At 38.1% G+C, this 20,465-nt stretch carries 17 protein-coding genes; 11 read left to right on the top strand and 6 right to left on the bottom strand.

Annotation, left to right across the window (positions count from 1 at the left end):
- Positions 1-9: 9 nt before the first annotated feature.
- The 3 genes from BUR11_RS14975 to BUR11_RS14985 all read left to right on the top strand — a co-directional run bounded on the left by BUR11_RS14975 (position 10) and on the right by BUR11_RS14985 (position 5,032).
- Positions 10-1,392, top strand: a complete 1,383-nt coding sequence (locus BUR11_RS14975; RefSeq protein ID WP_074225789.1) for a sulfatase — start codon at positions 10-12, stop codon at positions 1,390-1,392.
- A gap of 89 nt (positions 1,393-1,481) precedes the next feature.
- Entirely contained in the window at positions 1,482-3,281 is a 1,800-nt protein-coding gene (locus BUR11_RS14980; protein ID WP_074225790.1) for a M14 family metallopeptidase, read from the top strand.
- Positions 3,282-3,388: 107 nt separating this feature from the next.
- A complete protein-coding gene (locus tag BUR11_RS14985; RefSeq protein WP_074225791.1) occupies positions 3,389-5,032 on the top strand; it encodes a DUF748 domain-containing protein in 1,644 nt (547 codons plus the stop codon).
- Positions 5,033-5,108: 76 nt separating this feature from the next.
- On the opposite strand, the gene BUR11_RS14990 is transcribed toward BUR11_RS14985, so the two are convergent.
- From BUR11_RS14990 to BUR11_RS15000, 3 genes are all read right to left on the bottom strand, one after another.
- The gene (locus BUR11_RS14990; protein ID WP_074225792.1) at positions 5,109-5,717 is read right to left on the bottom strand and encodes a YceI family protein; all 609 of its coding nucleotides are present in this window, start codon (positions 5,715-5,717) and stop codon (positions 5,109-5,111) included.
- A gap of 62 nt (positions 5,718-5,779) precedes the next feature.
- Positions 5,780-7,054: a hypothetical protein gene (locus tag BUR11_RS14995; protein WP_074225793.1), complete on the bottom strand. Its 1,275-nt coding sequence runs from the start codon at positions 7,052-7,054 to the stop codon at positions 5,780-5,782.
- A 17-nt stretch (positions 7,055-7,071) separates the two neighbouring features.
- Positions 7,072-7,653 (bottom strand): YceI family protein, encoded by a 582-nt coding sequence (locus BUR11_RS15000; protein ID WP_074226153.1) that lies wholly within the window; start codon positions 7,651-7,653, stop codon positions 7,072-7,074.
- Positions 7,654-8,172: 519 nt separating this feature from the next.
- Here BUR11_RS15000 and BUR11_RS15005 point away from each other — a divergent pair.
- The 5 genes from BUR11_RS15005 to BUR11_RS15025 are packed head-to-tail and all read left to right on the top strand — an operon-like array spanning position 8,173 to position 14,126.
- Positions 8,173-10,332, top strand: coding sequence for a TonB-dependent receptor (locus BUR11_RS15005; RefSeq protein WP_074225794.1), 2,160 nt, complete (start codon positions 8,173-8,175; stop codon positions 10,330-10,332).
- 10 nt (positions 10,333-10,342) lie between these two features.
- Entirely contained in the window at positions 10,343-10,987 is a 645-nt protein-coding gene (locus BUR11_RS15010) for a tetratricopeptide repeat protein (protein ID WP_074225795.1), read from the top strand.
- A gap of 41 nt (positions 10,988-11,028) precedes the next feature.
- Complete coding sequence (locus tag BUR11_RS15015; protein ID WP_234982177.1) at positions 11,029-12,141, top strand: sensor histidine kinase; 1,113 nt, start codon at positions 11,029-11,031, stop codon at positions 12,139-12,141.
- Complete coding sequence (locus BUR11_RS15020) at positions 12,138-12,890, top strand: LytR/AlgR family response regulator transcription factor (RefSeq protein WP_074225796.1); 753 nt, start codon at positions 12,138-12,140, stop codon at positions 12,888-12,890. The genes BUR11_RS15015 and BUR11_RS15020 overlap by 4 nt, the downstream gene beginning before the upstream one ends.
- A gap of 15 nt (positions 12,891-12,905) precedes the next feature.
- The gene (locus BUR11_RS15025) at positions 12,906-14,126 is read left to right on the top strand and encodes a hypothetical protein (protein WP_074225797.1); all 1,221 of its coding nucleotides are present in this window, start codon (positions 12,906-12,908) and stop codon (positions 14,124-14,126) included.
- 40 nt (positions 14,127-14,166) lie between these two features.
- On the opposite strand, the gene BUR11_RS15030 is transcribed toward BUR11_RS15025, so the two are convergent.
- The 3 genes from BUR11_RS15030 to BUR11_RS15040 form a co-directional block, all read right to left on the bottom strand.
- Complete coding sequence (locus tag BUR11_RS15030) at positions 14,167-15,738, bottom strand: Rne/Rng family ribonuclease (protein ID WP_074225798.1); 1,572 nt, start codon at positions 15,736-15,738, stop codon at positions 14,167-14,169.
- Positions 15,739-15,919: 181 nt separating this feature from the next.
- On the bottom strand, positions 15,920-16,747 hold the full coding sequence (locus tag BUR11_RS15035) for a tetratricopeptide repeat protein (RefSeq protein WP_074225799.1): 828 nt from the start codon (positions 16,745-16,747) through the stop codon (positions 15,920-15,922).
- Between the two features lie 19 nt (positions 16,748-16,766).
- A complete protein-coding gene (locus BUR11_RS15040) occupies positions 16,767-17,075 on the bottom strand; it encodes an HU family DNA-binding protein (protein WP_074225800.1) in 309 nt (102 codons plus the stop codon).
- Between the two features lie 145 nt (positions 17,076-17,220).
- Here BUR11_RS15040 and mutY point away from each other — a divergent pair, with 145 nt between their 5' ends.
- From mutY to gldE, 3 genes are all read left to right on the top strand, one after another.
- A complete protein-coding gene (gene mutY / locus BUR11_RS15045) occupies positions 17,221-18,288 on the top strand; it encodes an A/G-specific adenine glycosylase (RefSeq protein ID WP_074225801.1) in 1,068 nt (355 codons plus the stop codon).
- A gap of 44 nt (positions 18,289-18,332) precedes the next feature.
- Positions 18,333-18,788 carry a single-stranded DNA-binding protein gene (locus tag BUR11_RS15050; protein WP_074225802.1) on the top strand — a complete coding sequence of 152 codons (456 nt, stop codon included), beginning with the start codon at positions 18,333-18,335 and terminating at the stop codon, positions 18,786-18,788.
- Positions 18,789-18,857: 69 nt separating this feature from the next.
- Complete coding sequence (gene gldE / locus BUR11_RS15055; protein WP_074225803.1) at positions 18,858-20,207, top strand: gliding motility-associated protein GldE; 1,350 nt, start codon at positions 18,858-18,860, stop codon at positions 20,205-20,207.
- Positions 20,208-20,465 lie beyond the last annotated feature (258 nt).

Consider the following 20,465-nt stretch of genomic DNA (forward strand, 5'->3'; position numbering starts at 1 on the left):
TTCTCCTCCATGAAAAAAGTCATTTTCTCAATTTACTGCTTTTTTACGCTCTCCCTTATTTCCGCGCAACAAAATCAACCCAACATCATTTTAATCAATATTGATGATATGGGATGGAGAGATGTAGGCTTTATGGGAAGTGAATATTACGAAACTCCCACCATAGATAGCTTGGCAAAGGCAGGGATGATCTTTACGCAAGGATATGCCTCTGCAGCCAATTGTGCTCCCAGCAGGGCTTCTATGATGACCGGACTTTGGTCACCAAGACATGGAGTATATACTGTCGCAACTTCGGAAAGAGGAAAGTCCAAAGACCGAAAAATAATTCCGACACCAAACACTACCAGCATCTCTTCTGATCATGAGCTGATTCCACAATCCTTGCGTAGAGCTGGCTATCGTACTATTCATGCAGGCAAATGGCATTTAAGTGACTCTCCTTTGGATTTTGGATTTGATGTCAATATCGGAGGGGGACACAATGGTCATCCCAGTAGCTATTACCCACCTTATGGAAATGTTGAATTGGAAGGAGATGGATCCTATCTAACGGATGCCATCATGGCAAAAACCTTGGAGGCGCTTAGTCAAACCCAATCTCCTTTCTTTTTGTATTATTCACCCTATGCAGTGCATACTCCTATTCAACCGGTACATTCATTGGTGGATAAGTACCAAGATAAATCATCCACAATAGGACAAGAAAATGCTGATTATGCTAGCATGGTGGAAAACTTAGACCGAAATATTGGGTTACTTTTCCACAACCTAAAAACCAACCATCAATTGGAAAACACCCTGATCATTTTTGTCTCCGACAATGGAGGGCTGAAAGGCATCACCAGTCAACAACCTCTGAGATCCGGGAAAGGCAGTTATTATGAAGGGGGCATTCGAGTACCTTTCTTCTTTCTTTGGGAGGGAAGAATCTCTGCTGGAACTTCCAATTCAACGCCCATTTCAAATTTAGATCTCTATCCCACCATTTTGGAAGCTGTTGGAATCACCAATCCAAGCTCAAAACTGGATGGGATCAGTCTTCTTCCAATGTTGACAGGAGAGGGAAGTATTCCTGAAAGAGCTCTCTTTTGGCATTTTCCGATCTATTTAGAGGCCTATCAATATGGTCAGAATGAGACCCGAGATCCGCTATTCAGAACAAGGCCAGGTACTGCCATGCGACTAGGTAAATGGAAATTACACTACTATTTTGAGGATAATGAAGTCGAACTGTTTGATTTGGAAGCAGACATTTCTGAAGAGAAAGATTTATCCTCCTCTCTTCCCGAGACTACCAATGAATTACTGGAAAAAATGAGGGCTTGGTGGGAAGCAACTTCAGCCCCAATTCCCCAAACAGAAAACCCAGAATACATCAAAGTTAACTAAGAAAAATTCACATTGAATTTGAACCATTGAAATCTTAATCCTATTAGAATCCTTGGTTCCAAACCATATTTAGGCTTTAATCACTAGCTATGAAAAATTTAAGGAAATCTCTTCTGTTGCCAATCATCGGCTTTATCTCAATTCAAGCTTCGGCACAGGATTTCCTTCCTCCGACACTACTTTGGGAAGGGAAGAGTAAAAGTTTGATCGCTGACCCTACTGATCCTTGGGTTACTCCCGGAGAATTAACAGGACTTACTGAATCTCCAAGCTATGAGGAAACGATGGCTTGGCTGGAAAAATTAAGTGAAAGTTCACCCTATATTGCGATTAATTCCATTGGCGTCAGTGAGCAAGGCAGAGCCATTCAACTAGTAATGGTATCCAAAGATCAAGACTTCACCGCACAGGAGTTATCCACATCTAAAAAGCCTCTCATTCTTTTCCAGGCAGGAATTCATGCGGGGGAAATTGATGGAAAAGATGCTGGGATGATGCTACTACGAGACATCAATGTAGGAGAAAAATTGGAACTTTTAGACTACGCAAACCTCCTTTTTATCCCCATCTTGAATGTGGATGGGCATGAAAGAAAAAGCGAATACGGAAGGGTCAACCAAAGAGGGCCTAAAGTAATGGGATGGAGAACGAATGCGAATAACCTAAATTTAAATAGGGATTACACCAAATTGGAAACCGCAGGAATCAAAGCCATTGCCCAGGTGATAAACAATTATGATCCCGATTTGTATGTAGACATTCATGTTACTGATGGTGCTGATTACCAATACGACATCACCTACGGTTTTGTGGAAACAGGAGGATATTCTCCAGAGATTTCTTCTTGGTTGGCTGAAAAATTCAAACCTGAAGTAGATCAGGCTTTGAAAGATCAAGGTCATATCCCCGGCCCCTTACTTTTTGCTGCCAATGGACAGGACTTTACAGAGGGGAATATTGCTTTTTCTTTTAGCCCTAGATTTTCTCATACCTACGGAGATATCCGACATCTACCTGCCATTTTAATAGAAAACCACTCATTAAAACCATTTGAACAACGGGTTTTGGGAACCTATATATTTTTGGAACAAATGATCAAATCTGTAGGAAACCATTTTGAGGAACTTCAAGAGGCAATAGCATCGGACAGAGATCAATCCATGGAAACAGTAGTTGTAAAATTTGGGTTTCGGGATACTCCTGCCGATTCTGTAGAGTTTTTAGGGGTAAAATCCGAATTGGTAAAATCTGAAATTACTGGAAATAAATATGTAGACTGGAAAGGCGAACCCACTACTCAAATAGTACCAAGTATATTGATGGACAAGCCAGTCTCTTCTGTGCCGGTGCCCAAAGCTTATTGGATTCCAGTAGAGTGGACTGAAGTAATCCAAAAAATGGAAACGCATGGGATAGAAATGGAAGTTTTGGAAGAACCCAAAGAACTGAATTTAGAATATTCTACCGTCAATGATTTCAAAATGGTCAGTAGACCTTATGAAGGCTTGATGAGATTCCAATCTTTTGACTTGAAAAAGGCCTATAAAAAAATTACCCTGCAACCAGGTTCGGTACGAATAAAAACCGATCAAGCACTTGGTGAGTTAGTAGTCATTTTGTTAGAACCAGAATCTGTGGATAGCTTTTTTCAATGGGGATATTTCAATACTATCTTATCCCAAACTGAATACATGGAAACCTATGTGATGGAACCCATGATTCAGGAATTGCTGAGTAAAGATCCAGAATTAAAGAAAAGATTTGACGAGAAAATGGAAAGTGAGGAGGACTTCGCCGCCTCCCCTCGGCAAATCTACCGGTGGTTTTATGAGCAAACACCCTACATTGACCAAAAATGGAAAGTGATTCCTATAGGTAGAGAGTGGTAATTTTAATTCTAAAGAAAGCTGAAAGGGTTTTATCCTGATCGTACTTTAGACCCTATAAATACGCTGGTTTTTATTAAATTGACTGATAAGCCTTTAAGTCATTTTCAATGAAAAAATTAATCATAATAATAGGGTCCATTCCACTATTCTTATTTAGCTCCATTATTTTATTGGAGAATTGGGTGGAAACGAAATTTGAAAACACTTTAAACACCAATCCAAATCGAAAGTATGATCTGAATTATGATAACCTATCAGTAAGCATCTTAAAAGGAAAAATTGAGCTAAACCAATTACAAATCACTCCTTTGACAGTCGATAGTATTCCGACGATTATAGCTGGTTCGGTGGAACGTGCGAACTTAGAAGGAATTGGGTTTATCAGTTTTCTGAGAAATAAAGAAATAAGCATTGAAATCTTAGAGTTCCTTAACCCAGAATTCACCCTCACTCGAACGGATTTTCAAAAAGACCAAGTTGAGTCTACTAGGCCATTTCAAACACTTTTTAGAGATATCATTTCCAGAGGTGAAATTAAGAATTTCTCTCTATCTGGAGGGAAAGCCATCTTATTTGAACAAAATGATAGCCTTCAAAGAATAGGCTCATTTGATGATCTTGAAATCATGGCGAGTGGTATTGAGACTGATTCTGTTCAGCTAGATAAGGCTATTCCTTTTAAGTTGGAGGAATTGAAAATAGGCCTTAAAAACCTTTCCTATCTGCTTTCAGAAAATCAGATTTTTAGATTTGAATCTTATGCCTTTGATTTTTCCGGAGGTCAGATGGACCTAGAAAAAATCAGTTTGGAGCTTGATCAGGAATGGTATGAACAAGCCAAAAATCAACCCGAACAAAAGGAAATTATGGAATTTGATATTGGAAGTGTTGCCATAAGAGGGTTGAGCGAAGCAAGCCAATTTGGAGATTCATTAATGATCATCGCCAAATCGATCACCTTGGATAGTGTTGATTTTAAGATTGGAAAAGACAAAAACAGACCCTTTCCACCAAAGGAACTCAAACAAGATTTTTCTTACTTATTGGAGGCATTGACTTTTCCTATGAGAGTAGATTCTTTACGGGTCACCAATTCCGCAGTTACCTATTCCGAAATAGGAAATGGGCAAACCTTGCCTGGAAAAATTAATTTATCGGAGGTCAACGGACTGATCTTAAATGTTTCAACCATCGAAGAAGTAGAGCGGGAAAACAGTCTCTATGTAACATTATCTGCAGTTTTTGACGGATCGGGCCAATTAAGCTTGGAGGTTCATGAAAATTACTTTGAGCGGGAATGGGAAGCCGACCTGACTTTAGAAGATATGGAAATGACGGACCTTAATCAAACTGTGAATAATCTAGCCGGCATTTCCATCGCTTCTGGAAAATTAAACAAGCTCCACCTTAATATGGAGGCAAATGCCAGTTTTTCGGACAACCATTTTTTGATGGAATATGAAGATTTTAAAATTGAACTACTGAATCCTGAACACCATAAAAAAGGATTCTTAAGTAGCCTGGCAAATTTGGCAGTACACAAACAACACAAGCCTGGGGATAAACATTTTCAAGAACTTGCTTATGCTACTCCTAGAGACCCCTACAAGGGACCTATCAATTTAATTTGGCTGAGTGCCAAGGATGGGCTATTGGCCACCGTTCCAATCAAAGCCGCTCAGAAACTAATGGTTCACTCCAAAAATGATAAGAGAGGGAAAAAGCATGGAAAAAAGAAAAATAGCAAATAGTAATAAGCTTCCCTGTTTTGAATATAGTTGTATCATGTAGTCTCTTTTTAAAAGACAATTTCATGTGAAAATCCGATTAGTCAGACGTCATTAGATCTTGTCGTTCCAAAACCAGATAAAAATTTACTGCTATTGAATCACTGACTTTTAAAGCTCCAAAGAATTTTTCTGGAGGCTCAATATTAAAATCTGAAAGCTGAATTCTTCGCTCTCCAGAAAGCAGAGCAGAATTATTTTGACTTGCTAAAAACACACAAGAGATATCGTATATCCTAGAAATGCCTACCATAGTAATCTCTACTTGTCCCATGAGATTTTTCTGAGTAGGAGTTTCAGATGCTTTTGTCAATCCTAAAAATTTGACAGTGATAGTAGGAAATTTTTCTACCTCTATCGTTTTTTTGAAGTCTTTGGTCATCAGCTCATTGTCGCAATCAAAATTCCTACTTGTGATTCTGACTTCACCACTCCATTGTCCGACTTCTTGACCTTCTGGAATCCTCTGAATTAGGTATTCCTGACCTGTATACTCATAATTTTCACAAGTAAATTTGGAAACATTGGTCGTGCCCAAAACCTCTAGCATACTATCTCTGGTAACTTTCCAATTAATAACTTCTTCCTTAGGAGAAGTGTCGAAAAGAACAGGCCAAATCAAAATCAGTAAGGATTGAAAAGGAACCATAGTCGTGTAATTTTAAAGTCAGTTCCGCTTTTGAAAGCAGAACTGACCTTGTTCTTTATTCCTTAGAAACTGATTGCAGCTTCAATATTGATTCCATTAAATTTAGCTTGGTAGTATTTTGAATCCATTCCAAACCCATTTTTATATTCTTGATTGACATACTCTAATTTAACAACCACATTATTGGTCATAAACCAACCTCCACCAACATTCAATCGGCTGATTTCTATATCCTCAGGATCAGACTCATTATTGGATCCTTTGACTGTATTGTAACGTCCACCTAAATAAAACTGCTCTGTTTTACCAAATCGATACAACAATTCTCCTGCTATTTGAGTGAATTGTCCTCCACCCTGCTCCTCTGAATTTCCTACGGATTCTAGAATCCCAAAAAACTCTAGCCCTTTATATTTTAGAAATGGATTAAACTGTAAAGCAGTCATTTGCTTAAATCTAGGATTGAATCTTCCTTCAAAATCATTGGAATTTCCATCCAACACATCCAAGATATTGTAATACCTACTTCCTGCACGATCCCCACCATAAAGCCAGGTGCCAGTGGTAGTTCCCTTATTTAAATACCAGGATCCAGTAAGCCTTACTCTTAGGTCCTTGGCCACATAGTTATCATAACCTAGTTTACCATAAAATGACATCTTGTTATCTGTGTTGTCATTGACAATAACGCTCTGATTCAACTTACCATTGGTCAACCCGACTACTGCCAAGAAGCCGTTTTTCTGGACAGTCACTTCACCAAAGGCTTCGGTAGAGAAGGAATCCATGATGTAATTTCCAATAAATGGATTGTAAATGACACGGGCGTTATCAGATCTTCGGAAATGTGCATCACCATAATTGAACTCATCCATTCCAAAGGTGAGGGTGGTATAATCCATAATCCCCTCCAAGAACCCTTCTTTTATAAAGTCTAATCGGTCCATCTGTAGGTAGCCGCCCTTTACCCATGACTCATTATGGTGTTTAGAAGATAAATAAACCCGTAAATGAAGTCGAAGGCCCCGGGCCAGTTGCGTATTCAAATTGAGGTTGGCTGCGGGAAGATTTATATTTGATCCTAAATCCACAAGATTATCCAAGTAGTTGGAATGATTTATTGATTGAAATTGCAAGGCAAAATCACCTCCGATAAAAACCCGGACTTTATCAAAAGTAGGATCTGACTCTTTTGAAGTTTCGAAAACATTCAACCCCTCTTTGCTATTTTCCCTAAAATACTCAAGCTGGGTTTTCTCTTGTGCCTCAACCGAAATGGAACACAATGCCAATAGTAGGCTTGCTCCAATTTTTGAAAATTGTAGAATTCTATTCATGTTTAATAAGGGTTAATTTATGGTGCTTGTGTCAATGCTATATCGAATGACAACGTAAGCTCATTTCCAGTTTTGATGGTACCAAAAACTGCTTTTGGAGGATCTATTTTATAGTCTGTAAATTTGATCTCTTTGGTACCGGAGAAGGTAACTTTTGAACCATTGACCTGGTAGGCAACCACCATAGGAATGGTTTGAGAGGTTCCTGAAATTGTCATTTTCCCATTTGCTGAAATCTTATTTCCATTGATTTGGGCAGGCCCAACCAGTTCAAAAGAGATAGTGGGGTGCTTATCGGTTACCAGGGCTTTGTAAGCATTGTTGTCCATTCCTTTGTTTCCACTTTTCAGACTTTCGGCTTTCAGTTCCACTTTGAGGCAAAAAATCCCTTTTAACTGCCCATTTTCCAGACTCATACTGGCAGTGGCACTAACGCCTTTCTCAGCCACCATTTCCCAATCGTGAATAGTAGAAGTGCCTGAAACTTTCATTTCTTTCAACTCAGAAAATGAAAACTTTGTCTGAGCTGTACTTTGAACAGCCAACAGTAAAAATAGGATTGTGGCAATAACTCCGTTGAAATTTCGGTGAAGATCCATAAAAATATAGTGGTTTGGTTTTAATTCAAATCTACACATAGCATTCCGGGTTGACCTAGATAAAAAGAATTAACTTTCATGATTAAAATCAGTAAAAATTTAAATATCCCTACCTTTAGACTACTCTTGCAATATTTATTATTGAATTATTTATACTTAATCAACTATTTTTTGAAACAAAGGCAACTTCTACCTATTCTTTTTTTAGTAAGAAATTAATCCAAAGACTGAAAATTATGTCAATTATCCAGCGGGTAGGATACCATCAAAGGACTTCTCATTTAAAACTTGCCAGGCTTTGAATCAAGTATGTAGATGGGGAACTAAATCCGGATATCAAATAGCAATGTCATTCTTTACAGTAGATAAAGACTTTATTATAAATCCCCTCGGTTCAAATAACCGCATAAAAAATCATCCTCCCATTTTTACAGTTCAGTAGCGGATTGATACAGTTCAGTCAGATCAAATTTTTAGCCCGGATTCCTCCAGGCATATTTGGCTTAAATCTAAGCCGACATGAAAACGCTCTATCTTTTTACTTATCTCTTTTTTCTTCAAATAGGCCTCTTATTTGGGCAAAGTCAAATTTCGGGAATCATCACCGATGAAAAAGGCCTCGCTCTACCAGGTGTCAATATCTTTATTAAAGGTAGCTTTGATGGGGCTAGTAGTGACACAGAGGGCAAATATGTTTTTGAAACTTCTTTAGAAGGTGAACAAACCCTTGTTTTCCAATTTTTAGGATTTAAAGCACAGGAACTTTCTATCAATTGTAATCAACAATCTATACAAGTAGAATCTATCCGCTTAATCGAAGCAATTACCGAAATGAATGCTGTAACTATTTCTGCCGGGGCTATGGATGCGTCTGATGAAAGTAAAGCAGTCATCTTGAAACCAATTGATATTGTCACGACCCCAAGTGCTATGGGTGATGTTGTGGGAGCATTTCAAACTTTACCAGGTACAAGTACTGTAGGAAATGACGGAAGGCTATTTGTACGTGGTGGTGATGCCAGCGAAGTGGGTATTTACGTGGATGGCATGCGTGTTGGAAATGCGTATGGCACTACTGCTGCAAATGTTCCAACAAGGACTCGATTCAATGCTAATTTATTCAAAGGGACTTTTTTCAGTACAGGAGGCTATTCAGCGGAATATGGCCAAGCGCTTTCCTCTGCTTTGGCTTTAAAAACCAAAGACTTAGCCATCCGAAACCAAGGGGATCTTAGCATCATGTCCGTAGGAGGAGGATATTCCCACACGCTCGCCAATGAAAAGCACAGCATTACCCTATCCGCTAATTATTTTGATCTACAGCCCTATCAAAATCTAATCAAACAAAACTTTGATTGGGAAAGAAGTCCTCACAGCTGGGATCTGGAATTAGCTGCTCAACAGAAAATTAAAAAGAATGGCTTAGTGAAAGTATTGGCTAGAACAGAATCAGGGGGAATGTCACTTTGGAGGCCAGAACCTGGTAAAGAAGAAAGAGGAGTCCTGACTGATATCAACAATTCCTATTCTTATGTTCAGACAAATTATAGACAAGCTCTTAAAAACAACTGGACCCTATTTTCAGGAATCGCTTTTTCGCACAACAAGGATGAGATCGGGTTGGATAGTCTGCAGGTTCACCGAACTAGTAATCTAACGCACATTAAAACTACCGCAACAAAAGATTTTTCTGATCGATTATCTGCCAATACGGGGATAGAAGTGTATCTCCATGGTTATGAAGAGTTACTTCCCAATAAAAATCTTAGCAGAAAAATTGATGAAACCGAAGCTTACCTATTCACAGAATGGGATTGGTATCTCAACAAAGATTTCATAGTAAGAGGGGGCCTTCGAGGAGGTAGGAGCCAGCTATCCGATCAATATTGGCTCGACCCTAGGATTTCATTAGCATACAAAGTTTCCGAAAGTGGGACAATCTCTTTTGCCTCTGGAAAATTTCATCAATTACCTGTGGATAACTACAGAGTCATAGAAAATAGTTTACATAATTCAAAATCCAATCACCTGATTTTAAATTACTTATATGCAAATAATGGCATTACATTTCGAAGTGAACTATTTTATAAATCATATGATAGATTGGTCACTTTCGAAGGTTATCCACAAGATCCACAAGAGCTAAACAATGGTGGATACGGTAATGCAAAAGGATTTGACCTCTTTTATAGGGATAGAAAAAGCATCAAAAACACGGATTTTTGGGTCACTTATAGTTTTGTGGACAGTGAACGAAAATTTGATCAATTCTCCAATCAGGTTCAACCGAATTTTGCTCCAAAGCACAACTTTTCGATAGTGGCAAAGCATTTCATAACAAATCTGAATTCACAATTTGGGGCTTCATTTTCTTTGAATGATGGCTATACCTACGCCAACCCAAATTTGCCAGGAGAGATGAACTCAAAAACCGAGAGCTATCAAAGTTTAAGTTTGTCATGGAGCTACCTACCCAAACCGAATTTGATCATTCATTTAGCTTGCAGCAATGTGTTGGGAAGGGAAAATATCTTTGGGTATACCTATACTCAAAACTCCAATGAAATGGGAGTTTTTGAATCTCTGCCAAGTGGACAGGCAGCTCCTAGATTTCTCTTCCTTGGGATCTTCCTGACTTTATCCAAAGACAAAACAGCAAATAATCTAAACAACTTATAAAACTAAAATCATGAAAAAGTCAATTTTAACGTTCGCTCTATTATTTATGTGGATCACTTTTGTAAAAGCCATGGACCCTGCTTATGAAGCGGCTATGCAGAAGCAAATACAGGCTATGAACTCTATTCCAAACTTGGAAACTGCACAGCAGGTAACCAATGGTTTTATCAGGATCGCAGAAGCAAAAAATGAGGAGTGGCTTCCATTGTATTATGCAGCTTATATGAATGTAATTTCAGCTTTCCGTTTTGATGTCAATAAAGACCAATATTTTGACCAAGCTTTGCAATGGGTGAATAAAGCAGCTGAAATATCCCCAGATAATTCTGAAATCACCGCATTGCATGGATTCGTTATCATGGGTAAACTAAGTGTAGATCCAGCCAGTAGAGGACAAGAAATGAGTCCTATGGCCATGCAACTATTTAGTAAGGCCATTAACCAAGATCGTGAAAATCCTCGTGCGGTTACCTTAATGGCCCAAATGGAATTAGGAATGTCACAATTCTTCGGTTCTGGACCAGAAAAAGCATGTGGAATGGCAAGATTAGGGTTAGAGCTTTTTAAGAAGGAGAAAATGAAAATTACAGATGACTATATCTTACCTACTTGGGGAGAAAGAGATGCTGAGGGTGTTTTAAAGAATTGTAAATGATTTAATTGTGTAAAATTAATAAAGAGCTAATTACAGATGATATGAATCTTTATTCTGAATTAGCTCTTTTTTATTATCTTCCTACGATGCTTAAAAAATCATCTTCTAAAAAAAGTCAAGGATTATGGAATAACTTACGAAGCTTCCTAATCATCAACCTTTGCATAGCCATCATCTTGGTAATATTTTTTTGTCCCAAATGCTTTTTGAGTTGGGACGGAATTGTCGGTGTGATTCCTGATTTTTTCTATAGCTTCATCATAACCATGGCCTTGAGTTTTGGAGGTAGTAAAATTGAGGATTATTATGATCAACGAATTTCCTGGATTTCTTATCCTCTCAAAAGACTAATTTGCACCATACTGACTTATTTGGTGTATTCATTTGTCGTATCTTTTATCATTGTATTTTCCTTTGCATACCTTCAGGGCCAATTTAACTTATCTAAAATCCCATGGAGCTCCATACTGGATTTCACCTTTGTACCAATGCAAATTGCATTTGTATTCATGGCGATATTCACAACCAGAAGTTGGCTTTTAGAATGGAGAAAATCAGCGATCGAGGCAGAGCAGCTAAGATCCGAAAAACTAGCTAGTCAGTATCAGGGACTAAAAGACCAGCTAAATCCTCATTTCCTTTTTAATTCTTTAAATGTGTTATCAAATCTAGTGTATGAAGATGCAGATCGGTCTGCAGCTTTTATTCAAAAACTTTCTAAGATTTATCGATACGTTTTAGATGTCCAACATGAAGAATTGATATCATTGGAAGAAGAAGCTGCGTTTGCTAGAAACTTTCTGCAACTTCAAAAAATTCGATTTGAGGACAGCTTAGAGTTCAACATCCAACTTCAACAAGTAAATAAATATTTTTTGCCCCCTCTATCATTGCAATTGCTATTAGAGAATGCTATTAAACACAATATTGCAAGTCAGGAAAACCCGCTTTTTATTCATATTATTCAGAAAGAGGATGAGTTATGGGTAAGCAATACCTTACAATTGAAATCCGGAAATACAACCACTAATAAAGGGATTGGGCTGGAAAATATCCGTTTAAGATACCTTCATCTCAGCAATAAAAAAATTACAATAACTCAAACACAAGATGAGTTTCTTGTTCAGCTTCCATTATTAAAAATATTCAAATGAAGATTTTACTAATTGAGGATGAAAAACCAGCTGTCAAAAGACTCTTGGGTCTTATAAAGGACTACTTTCCTACTTCAGAATTCATTACTGATCTAGACACGGTGAAAAAAACCATTCAGTGGTTGCGATCCCATGAAAACCCTGACTTGATGTTTTGCGACATTCAATTGGCAGATGGAAACAGTTTTGAGATTTTTGAGCAAGTGAGTGTTAAAACTCCGGTCATTTTTACAACCGCCTATGATCAATATGCCATTAAAGCTTTCAAGGTCAATGCTGTGGATTATCTATTAAAGCCCATCGACCCTGAGGAATTACAAAGAGCAATAGATAAATTTAATCAACAGAAGCTTAATCAAAACCTGGATTTATCACTTATTCAGCAGCTCATTACCAAAGAAAAGTCCAGCTTTAAAAACCGATTTTTAGTGAAGTTTGGAGAAAAAATTCAAAGTATTTCCATTCAGGAAGTTGCTTTCTTTTATAGTGAAGAGCGCGTTACTTTTTTACAAACCCATGAGGGTAAAAAGTATGTGTTGGACAGCACTTTAGAGCAGGTAGAATCACAGATTGACCCCACTTTATTTTTCCGAATAAACCGAAAATATCTTTGTTCATATTCCTCAATTTCAGATATTTTCACTTATTCAAATAGTAGACTCAAAATCAAACTGATTAATTGTGAAGATCAGGACATTTTGATAAGTCGTGACAAAACTTCAGCTTTTAAAAGCTGGCTGGATGGTTAACCATCACAATTTTTTATGGAAGACAAATTAGATACTGAAAAAAGACAGGAAGAACTAAGTTGGTTAGAAAACCTTCAGAGAAACAGTTGGGAACCTGAGGTCATCATATCAGGTATTACGCTTGCCTTTCTCTTTGCTTTTCCTTCCCAACTTTTTGAATTTGCGGCCTACCTCATTCAAGATCTGGGAACAGGTTTTTTGCCGGCAATCTTAATTTTGGTTTATTCTTCTACCATCATTTCAGTTTTTAAAATTTTTTTCGTGGTTCATTTAATCCTGAGGTTTGTTTGGGCAGGTCTGTTGGGGTTGAGCTATGCATTTCCCGAAGGTGTGATTGAAAAAAACCTGTTTAAATCCGGGCAAGGTTATCACTATCAAAAACCAGATGAAATGGTTTTGAAGCTGGAGCGCATTTGCAGTATGACCTTTGCATTTCCGGTTTCACTCGTAATTACATTTTTAATCTTAACAGTCTATTTAGGGATTTTAATCTCCATCTATATATGGTTGGACCTACCATTTCTATTTATATATCTGATCTTTTTGATGACGGTTCTTGGCTTTGTGTTCTTTTCGATCTCCTCACGGCGAACCCGTTTCAAGAAATGGTATGCAAGTACCATCATCAGTTCGATTTCATCCCTTTATCAAAGTAACTTAGGTAAATGGTTCACTGTTTTTTACGCCTTCTTCATATTTATTTTAGCCATTCCCATTATCATGACAGATATAGAGGATTTTGGCATGTTTGACAATGAAAGAAATATTGGAGGCCCCATAGAGCGGGAATGGCCGGCCAAATACCTTCATTTTGAGGATTACCATGACCCTGAAAAAAGATACCCCAGGGCATTTATAGATCAGGAAATCACGAATGACAATATCATAGAAATCAGCATTGCTAGATACGAGGGAGATCGAAAAGTAATGGAAGACATTAAGAAAAATTTTTCGGGAAAATTAGACTCCTTACAATGGAGGGAGTTAACAGAAACAGCACATTTACACCGTATCTATGTGAACGATTCACTAATACCTGTGAGCAAATGGTCCAAAGTGAGGTTCCCCAATACCAAGCAAAAAATCTATCAAGCGGTGCTTGATTTAAAAGAACTAGCTCCTGGTCCTCATACACTTCGGGTAGAAAAACTGATGTTGAGTTATGATTTTTTTAGCAATAAACCCGAGTTCAAAGTATTGGAAAATTGGTCCACATTTGAATTTATCAAACAATGAAACTTTCTGATTAGGAAGTAAGATCAAAAAAAAAGCGAGACTAATTAGTCTCGCTTTTTACTTGAAGTTCTATTTCCTCTCCAGATTCATCTAAGAATCTGTATTCCGTTACCGGTAGGGAAGAATCTTTAATCAGTTTAATCCATTTGTAATACTTTAAAAACCACTTTACTCTGCGGCTAATAAAACCGGTAGTAAAGTATGCGTGCAGATAGGGATGCAGCCCGATGTGGATATGATCCACGTTTTGGATAGTAGCTATATGCTCCAGATCTTTTTCAAGCTTGTCGGCAACTAAAATAGATGCCTGGATTTTTCCAGTTCCATTACAAGCAGGACAGGTTTCTTTGGTAACAATATTAACTTCCGGCCTTACTCTTTGGCGGGTGATCTGCATGAGCCCAAATTTGCTCAGCGGCAAAACAGTATGCTTAGATCTGTCCAGTTTTAGCTCTTCTTTCATTGCTTCATAGACGACCTTTTTATTTTCGGCTCTTCTCATGTCTATAAAGTCAACTACAATAATACCTCCCATATCTCGGAGGCGCAGCTGTCTGGCAATTTCTTTCGCAGCGACCAGATTGGTTTTTAATGCTGTTGATTCCTGGTCACTTTCCTGATTGGATTTATTTCCACTATTCACATCAATGACGTGAAGGGCTTCGGTGTGTTCGATGATCACATACCCTCCTTGAGGAAGGCTGACCGTCTGTCCAAACAGGCTTTTGATCTGCTTTTCTATTCCAAAATTTTCAAATAGCTTAGCTTTACCATTGTAAAGCCTGACAATTTTTTCTTTCTCAGGCGCTATGGACCTGATGTAGGATCTGATCTGATCGTAAGTGGATTCTTCTTCTACGGTAATTGCATCGAAGGATTCATTGAGAAGGTCCCTCACTAATGAGGAGGCCATACTCATCTCTCCTATTACCTTGTCTCGACTTTTGGCTTTCAATAATTTTTTCATTCCTTCTTCCCAATTAGTGAGAAGATTTCGAAGGTCTTTGTCCAGTTCAGTGACGGACTGACCTTCTGCCACAGTGCGAATAATCACACCAAAATTGGCAGGTTTGATCGAATTAATGAGCCTTAAAAGTCTTTTTCTCTCGTCGTTGCTTCTGATCTTCTTAGAAACATTCACAGAATCTGAGAAGGGAACCAATACGAGATAACGACCCGGTAGAGAGAGCTCGCAGGATAGTCGGGGTCCTTTTGTAGAGATGGGTTCTTTAACGACCTGTACTAACACTTGATTATTTTTAGACAGGATGTTGGAAATCTTCCCAATCTTGTCTATTTCAGGTTCGTTGTCAAAACCCTTCAAATTATAATTGCTGTAGTTGTTGTTGCGCACCATTTTGGTGAACTTCATCAGGCTGTTGAAATTCGGGCCAAGGTCCTGGTAATGAAGAAAGGCATCTTTCTCATAACCAACATCAATAAAGGCTGCATTGAGCCCATTGACGATTTTTCGGACCGTACCCAAATAAATGTCACCAACCTTGAATTGATTATCCATCCCTTCGGAATGCAATTCAACCAAGCTTTTATCTTGAAGGAGGGCAATTCGACTACCACTTTGAGCAGAATCAATTAATAATTCCGTACTCAAAATCGCGTCTAACTATTATGTAAATGAACGTGTGTTAAAAAACGGGAATAAGAAGAAGTGTATTACTTCTTCTTATGTCTGTTTTTTCTAAGTCTCTTCTTACGCTTGTGCGTAGCGATCTTATGTCTTTTTCTTTTCTTACCGCAAGGCATAGTCTTTAGAATTTAAGTGATATAATAATTTATAGCCTGTCAAGATAGCCCTGGATACTACTAAGGATCATTTCATCCCCTGTCATTTCCTTCACTGCCTCAAACTGAGCTTTTGCTTTATTCTTTTGATTGGCTTCAAAATAGCTCACCCCAAGGTAAAACTGACCTTGAAGATTCTGAGGATGGTATTGAATCAATTCCTCAAAACGCTCCGCAGCTCGCTTGTATTGACCTGATTGAATCGCTAAGATACCCATATTAAACAAAGCATCCTCATTTTGAGGATCTTGCTCGAGAATTTCCCGAAGCATCGTAATACCTTGCATAGGGTTCGAAGACGAAACATAAGTCATGGCGACTTTGGTTTTCAAATCCAATCGGGTGGGATCGTTCTCCAACACCTGAGTTAAGTACTTTCGAGTCTGTTCAGCAGTAAATGCTACCTTATTGGCGTCTAACGCAAATGTGAAAGCTTCGTAGTAAGATTCTCCGGCTTTTTCAGCCAGCACTAAATTGTTGCTCTCATCTGCAGCTAAGCCAAAATAATAGCCTGCACTGTCAAATTTTCCCAACTCCTGATAAATAGAACCCAAAGAATCCAATAATGATTCAGTATTCAAATCTGAATCTCCATTGTCCAGTCTTCCTTTGAGTGAAGCTACAGCAGCTTCTTGATCAGGAGTCAACTCAGCCTCATGCATGGCAACCGAATTGGAATCCGAGGACTCTGCACCTGCATTATCCTGAGAAATTGCATCTACTTCGCCCTCATTATCCACCACCACACTAGGCAAGGCATAAAGCCCTGCTATGGCGATGATTCCCACAACAATGAGAATGAGCTGAGTTTTTTTCATGTCAAATTATCTTCTCAGATTAATCCTGAGGAGCCAATTCTTTAATTTTCTTGCTATTCTTGATCTTCTCTACAAACACTTTAGAAGGCTTGAAAGCTGGAATGTAGTGCTCATCAATAACGATAGCTGTGTTCTTAGAAATATTACGAGCGATTTTCTTAGCTCTTTTCTTATTGATAAAGCTACCAAAACCTCTTACGTAAATGTTTTCTCCTTCAGACATAGAATCTTTTACTACCTTGAAGAAAGCCTCAACGGCCTGTGTAACATCATCCTTTTGGATTCCTGTCTTGTCTGAAATCTTAGTGATTACTTCTGCTTTTGTCACAGTAATTTTAATTTAGAAATTATGAAATAAGCTTAACAACCTATTAACCAAGTGTTTTTGGGACTGCAAATGTACAAGAACCATCGCAATTAAAAAACAAAATGACAAAAATTAGCTTGATTTGTAAGATAGAATTTTCACATTCATGAACTATAAAGACACTGACTTTCAAGCATTTTCATATCAAATCTTACGCTGGTATCATGAAAATCCTAGAGATTTACCTTGGCGAGGAACACGAAATCCATACAAAATTTGGCTCTCTGAAATCATCCTTCAACAAACTCGTGTTGCCCAGGGCTTACCATATTATGAAAACTTTGTAAACAAATATCCAACAGTTCAAGACTTGGCAAATGCACCTGAAGAAGAGGTCTTGAGACTTTGGCAAGGTCTAGGTTATTATAGTAGAGCCAGAAATCTCCATTTCTGTGCAAAATACATTTGCACTGAGCTGAATGGAAAGTTTCCAGAGTCCTATGAAGGACTTTTAAAATTAAAAGGCGTAGGAAGCTATACCGCCTCCGCCATTGCTAGTTTTGCTTTTGGGGAAGCCAAAGCTGTCGTGGATGGAAATGTGTTCAGAGTACTTGCCCGATATTTCGGAATTTATACAGACATTGCCAGCGGTAAAGGGAAAAAACAATTTGAAGCACTAGCAGATGAAATCATTCCACGGGACATGCCCGATGAATATAATCAGGCAATAATGGATTTCGGTGCCAGACAGTGCACGCCCACTAACCCCAATTGTACAGAATGTCCCCTTAAATCCAATTGCTTTGCTTATACTAATGAACTGACCAAGGTTCTTCCCGTCAAAATAAAGAAGCTCAAAATCCGAGAAAGGAACTTCCATTACTACCTGATCAAATGCGGAAGCAAGTGGGTCTGGAATAAAAGAGGATCTGGAGATATCTGGGAAGGGCTTTTTGATTTTCCTTCCAAAGAACAAGGTGTAAGTAAAAATCCAATTGATTGGGAATCATTTGAAGGGGAAGAAACTCAACATTATGAAAAGAAATACCGACATATTCTGTCGCATCAACGTTTGAATGCTACATTTTCAGAAGTAGAAATTCCGAGCAAGAATTATCATAAATTGGCCGATTGGTGCAATAAAGAGGGTTTCACACTGGTCAAAGAGGACCAAATTGACGAACTGGCCAAGCCTAAGTTGATTGTAAATTTTTTGACTGATCAGGGGATTTGAGTAACTTCATTCTTTCAATAAGAAATTCACAATATTCATAAAATATGGCAGGAGTCAACAAAGTAATATTAGTAGGAAATTTGGGAGCAGACCCTGAAGTAAAATATCTTGAAGGAGATAACGTGGTGGCAAATATCAGTCTAGCTACCACAGAAGCCTATAAAGACCGAAATGGTAATAGAGTTGAACAAACGGAATGGCATGACTTGGAACTTTGGGGTCAGCAGGCCAAGATTGCTGAGCAATACCTAAAGAAGGGAAGTCAAATCTATGTGGAAGGAAAGATAAAATCTGATAAATGGACTGATGAACAAGGTCAAAACAGAAAAAAGGTAAGAATTCGTGTGTTGAGCTTTACCATGCTGGGCGGTAAACCAGAAGGTGGAAATATGCCGGCAGGTCAAGCTAGTAATCCTCAATCCAAGCCAACAGCAGCTCCGGCCCCTTCAGGAGGTGACAAAATGGTCATGGATGAAGGAGATGATGATCTTCCATTTTAATTACAGTCCCCTGAACGTTATTTTCGGGGGATTTTTTTTTACTTTTGTCCTAAACATTCTGGATTATCCATGGACGACCCCTATCCGAGTTACCATTTACTCGCACAGATCAGCGAATTAAGCTTAAGCTACCTGATCTTTAACAGTTTACTTTTTCTTATTCTTCTGATTGGTTCCGCGTTGGTTTCTGGATCAGAAGTAGCATTTTTCTCCCTATCCAACGAAGATTTAGATTCACTTCAACTCGATCAATCCGGACAAGCAAAACAAGTGATCAGATTGGTAGAAGCACCTAAAAACCTGCTGAGCACCATACTTATCCTTAACAACCTGATCAACATTGGAATTGTCACCTTAACCACCTTTGTATCCTGGTCGATCTTTGGTATGAATGCCACCGGAATCATCGTCATCCTTGTCCAAACGATCGGAGTTACCTTCGCCATTGTATTCTTTGGGGAAATAGTCCCAAAAGTCTATGCTGCAAAAGCGAGCATGCAGTTTAGTTTGATCATGGCCCCTAGTATCAGCTTCTTCAGTACCATATTGAAACCCATTTCCATATTCTTGGAAGCCATGAGTAACCTCATTGAGAAAAACATTCAAAAAAGAGGCTATTCCCTTTCTGTGAATGAATTGAATCAAGCTTTGGAAATGACTACTGAGGATACTCCAGAAGAAGAACGCGATATTTTAAAAGGAATCGTGAATTTCGGGACTTTGACTGTCAAGCAGGTCATGAGAAGTAGAATGGAAATCACTGCAATTGATGAGGAAATGGACTTCCATGAATTAATGGACAAAATCAATAAAAGTGGCTTCTCCCGAATTCCTGTTTACAATGAGACCATTGACAATATTTCAGGGATACTTTATATCAAAGATTTACTTCCTTTTATAGAAAGAGATGAAAACTTCAACTGGAAAGACCTGATCCGGAAAAGTTACTTCGTCCCTGAAAATAAAAAAGTAGACACCTTGCTGAAAGATTTCCAATTGAAGCGTGTTCATATGGCCATAGTCGTGGATGAATATGGCGGAACTTCTGGCTTGGTTACCCTAGAAGATTTGATTGAAGAAATTATCGGTGAAATAAATGATGAATTTGATGACACAGACGATATTTTCTTTCAGGAAATTGATGAAAGCACATTTATTTTTGAAGGGAAAGTTTCATTGAATGACTTTTGCAAGAAGCTGGAATTGGACCCTCAATTATTTGAGGAAGTCAAAGGTGAAAACGAATCTTTGGGAGGTTTACTTTTGGAGCTAAATTCCAAACTGCCGAAAAACGGAACCAAAATAAGATTCGAATATTTCGAGTTTACTATCCTTGCCGTTGACGCCAGAAAAATCAAAAAAGTCAAAGTTCATCTTTTAGGAGACCCAAAAAGCAATACTGCTAATTTTACGGACTGAAAAAGCCTTTAAGTAGTTGATTCTTAGTTATTCGTCCATGGCAAAATAATATATTGCTAAATTCCAAATACTAATTTCAACAAAAAGGTGAAATCAAATTTTCTCAAAAAAAATTTATTTCTTTTTAAAATTTTTCGATAAAAACCACTTTTTGCCAAATTCACATTTTTTCTGGCAATTATTGGTTGTTTTATACCCTATTCCTTCTAAAATTATCACATTTTTCAACAGAACTAGGTTTTATTAAACCCTCTACTT

The organism is Algoriphagus halophilus, assembly GCF_900129785.1.
Classification (GTDB): domain Bacteria; phylum Bacteroidota; class Bacteroidia; order Cytophagales; family Cyclobacteriaceae; genus Algoriphagus; species Algoriphagus halophilus.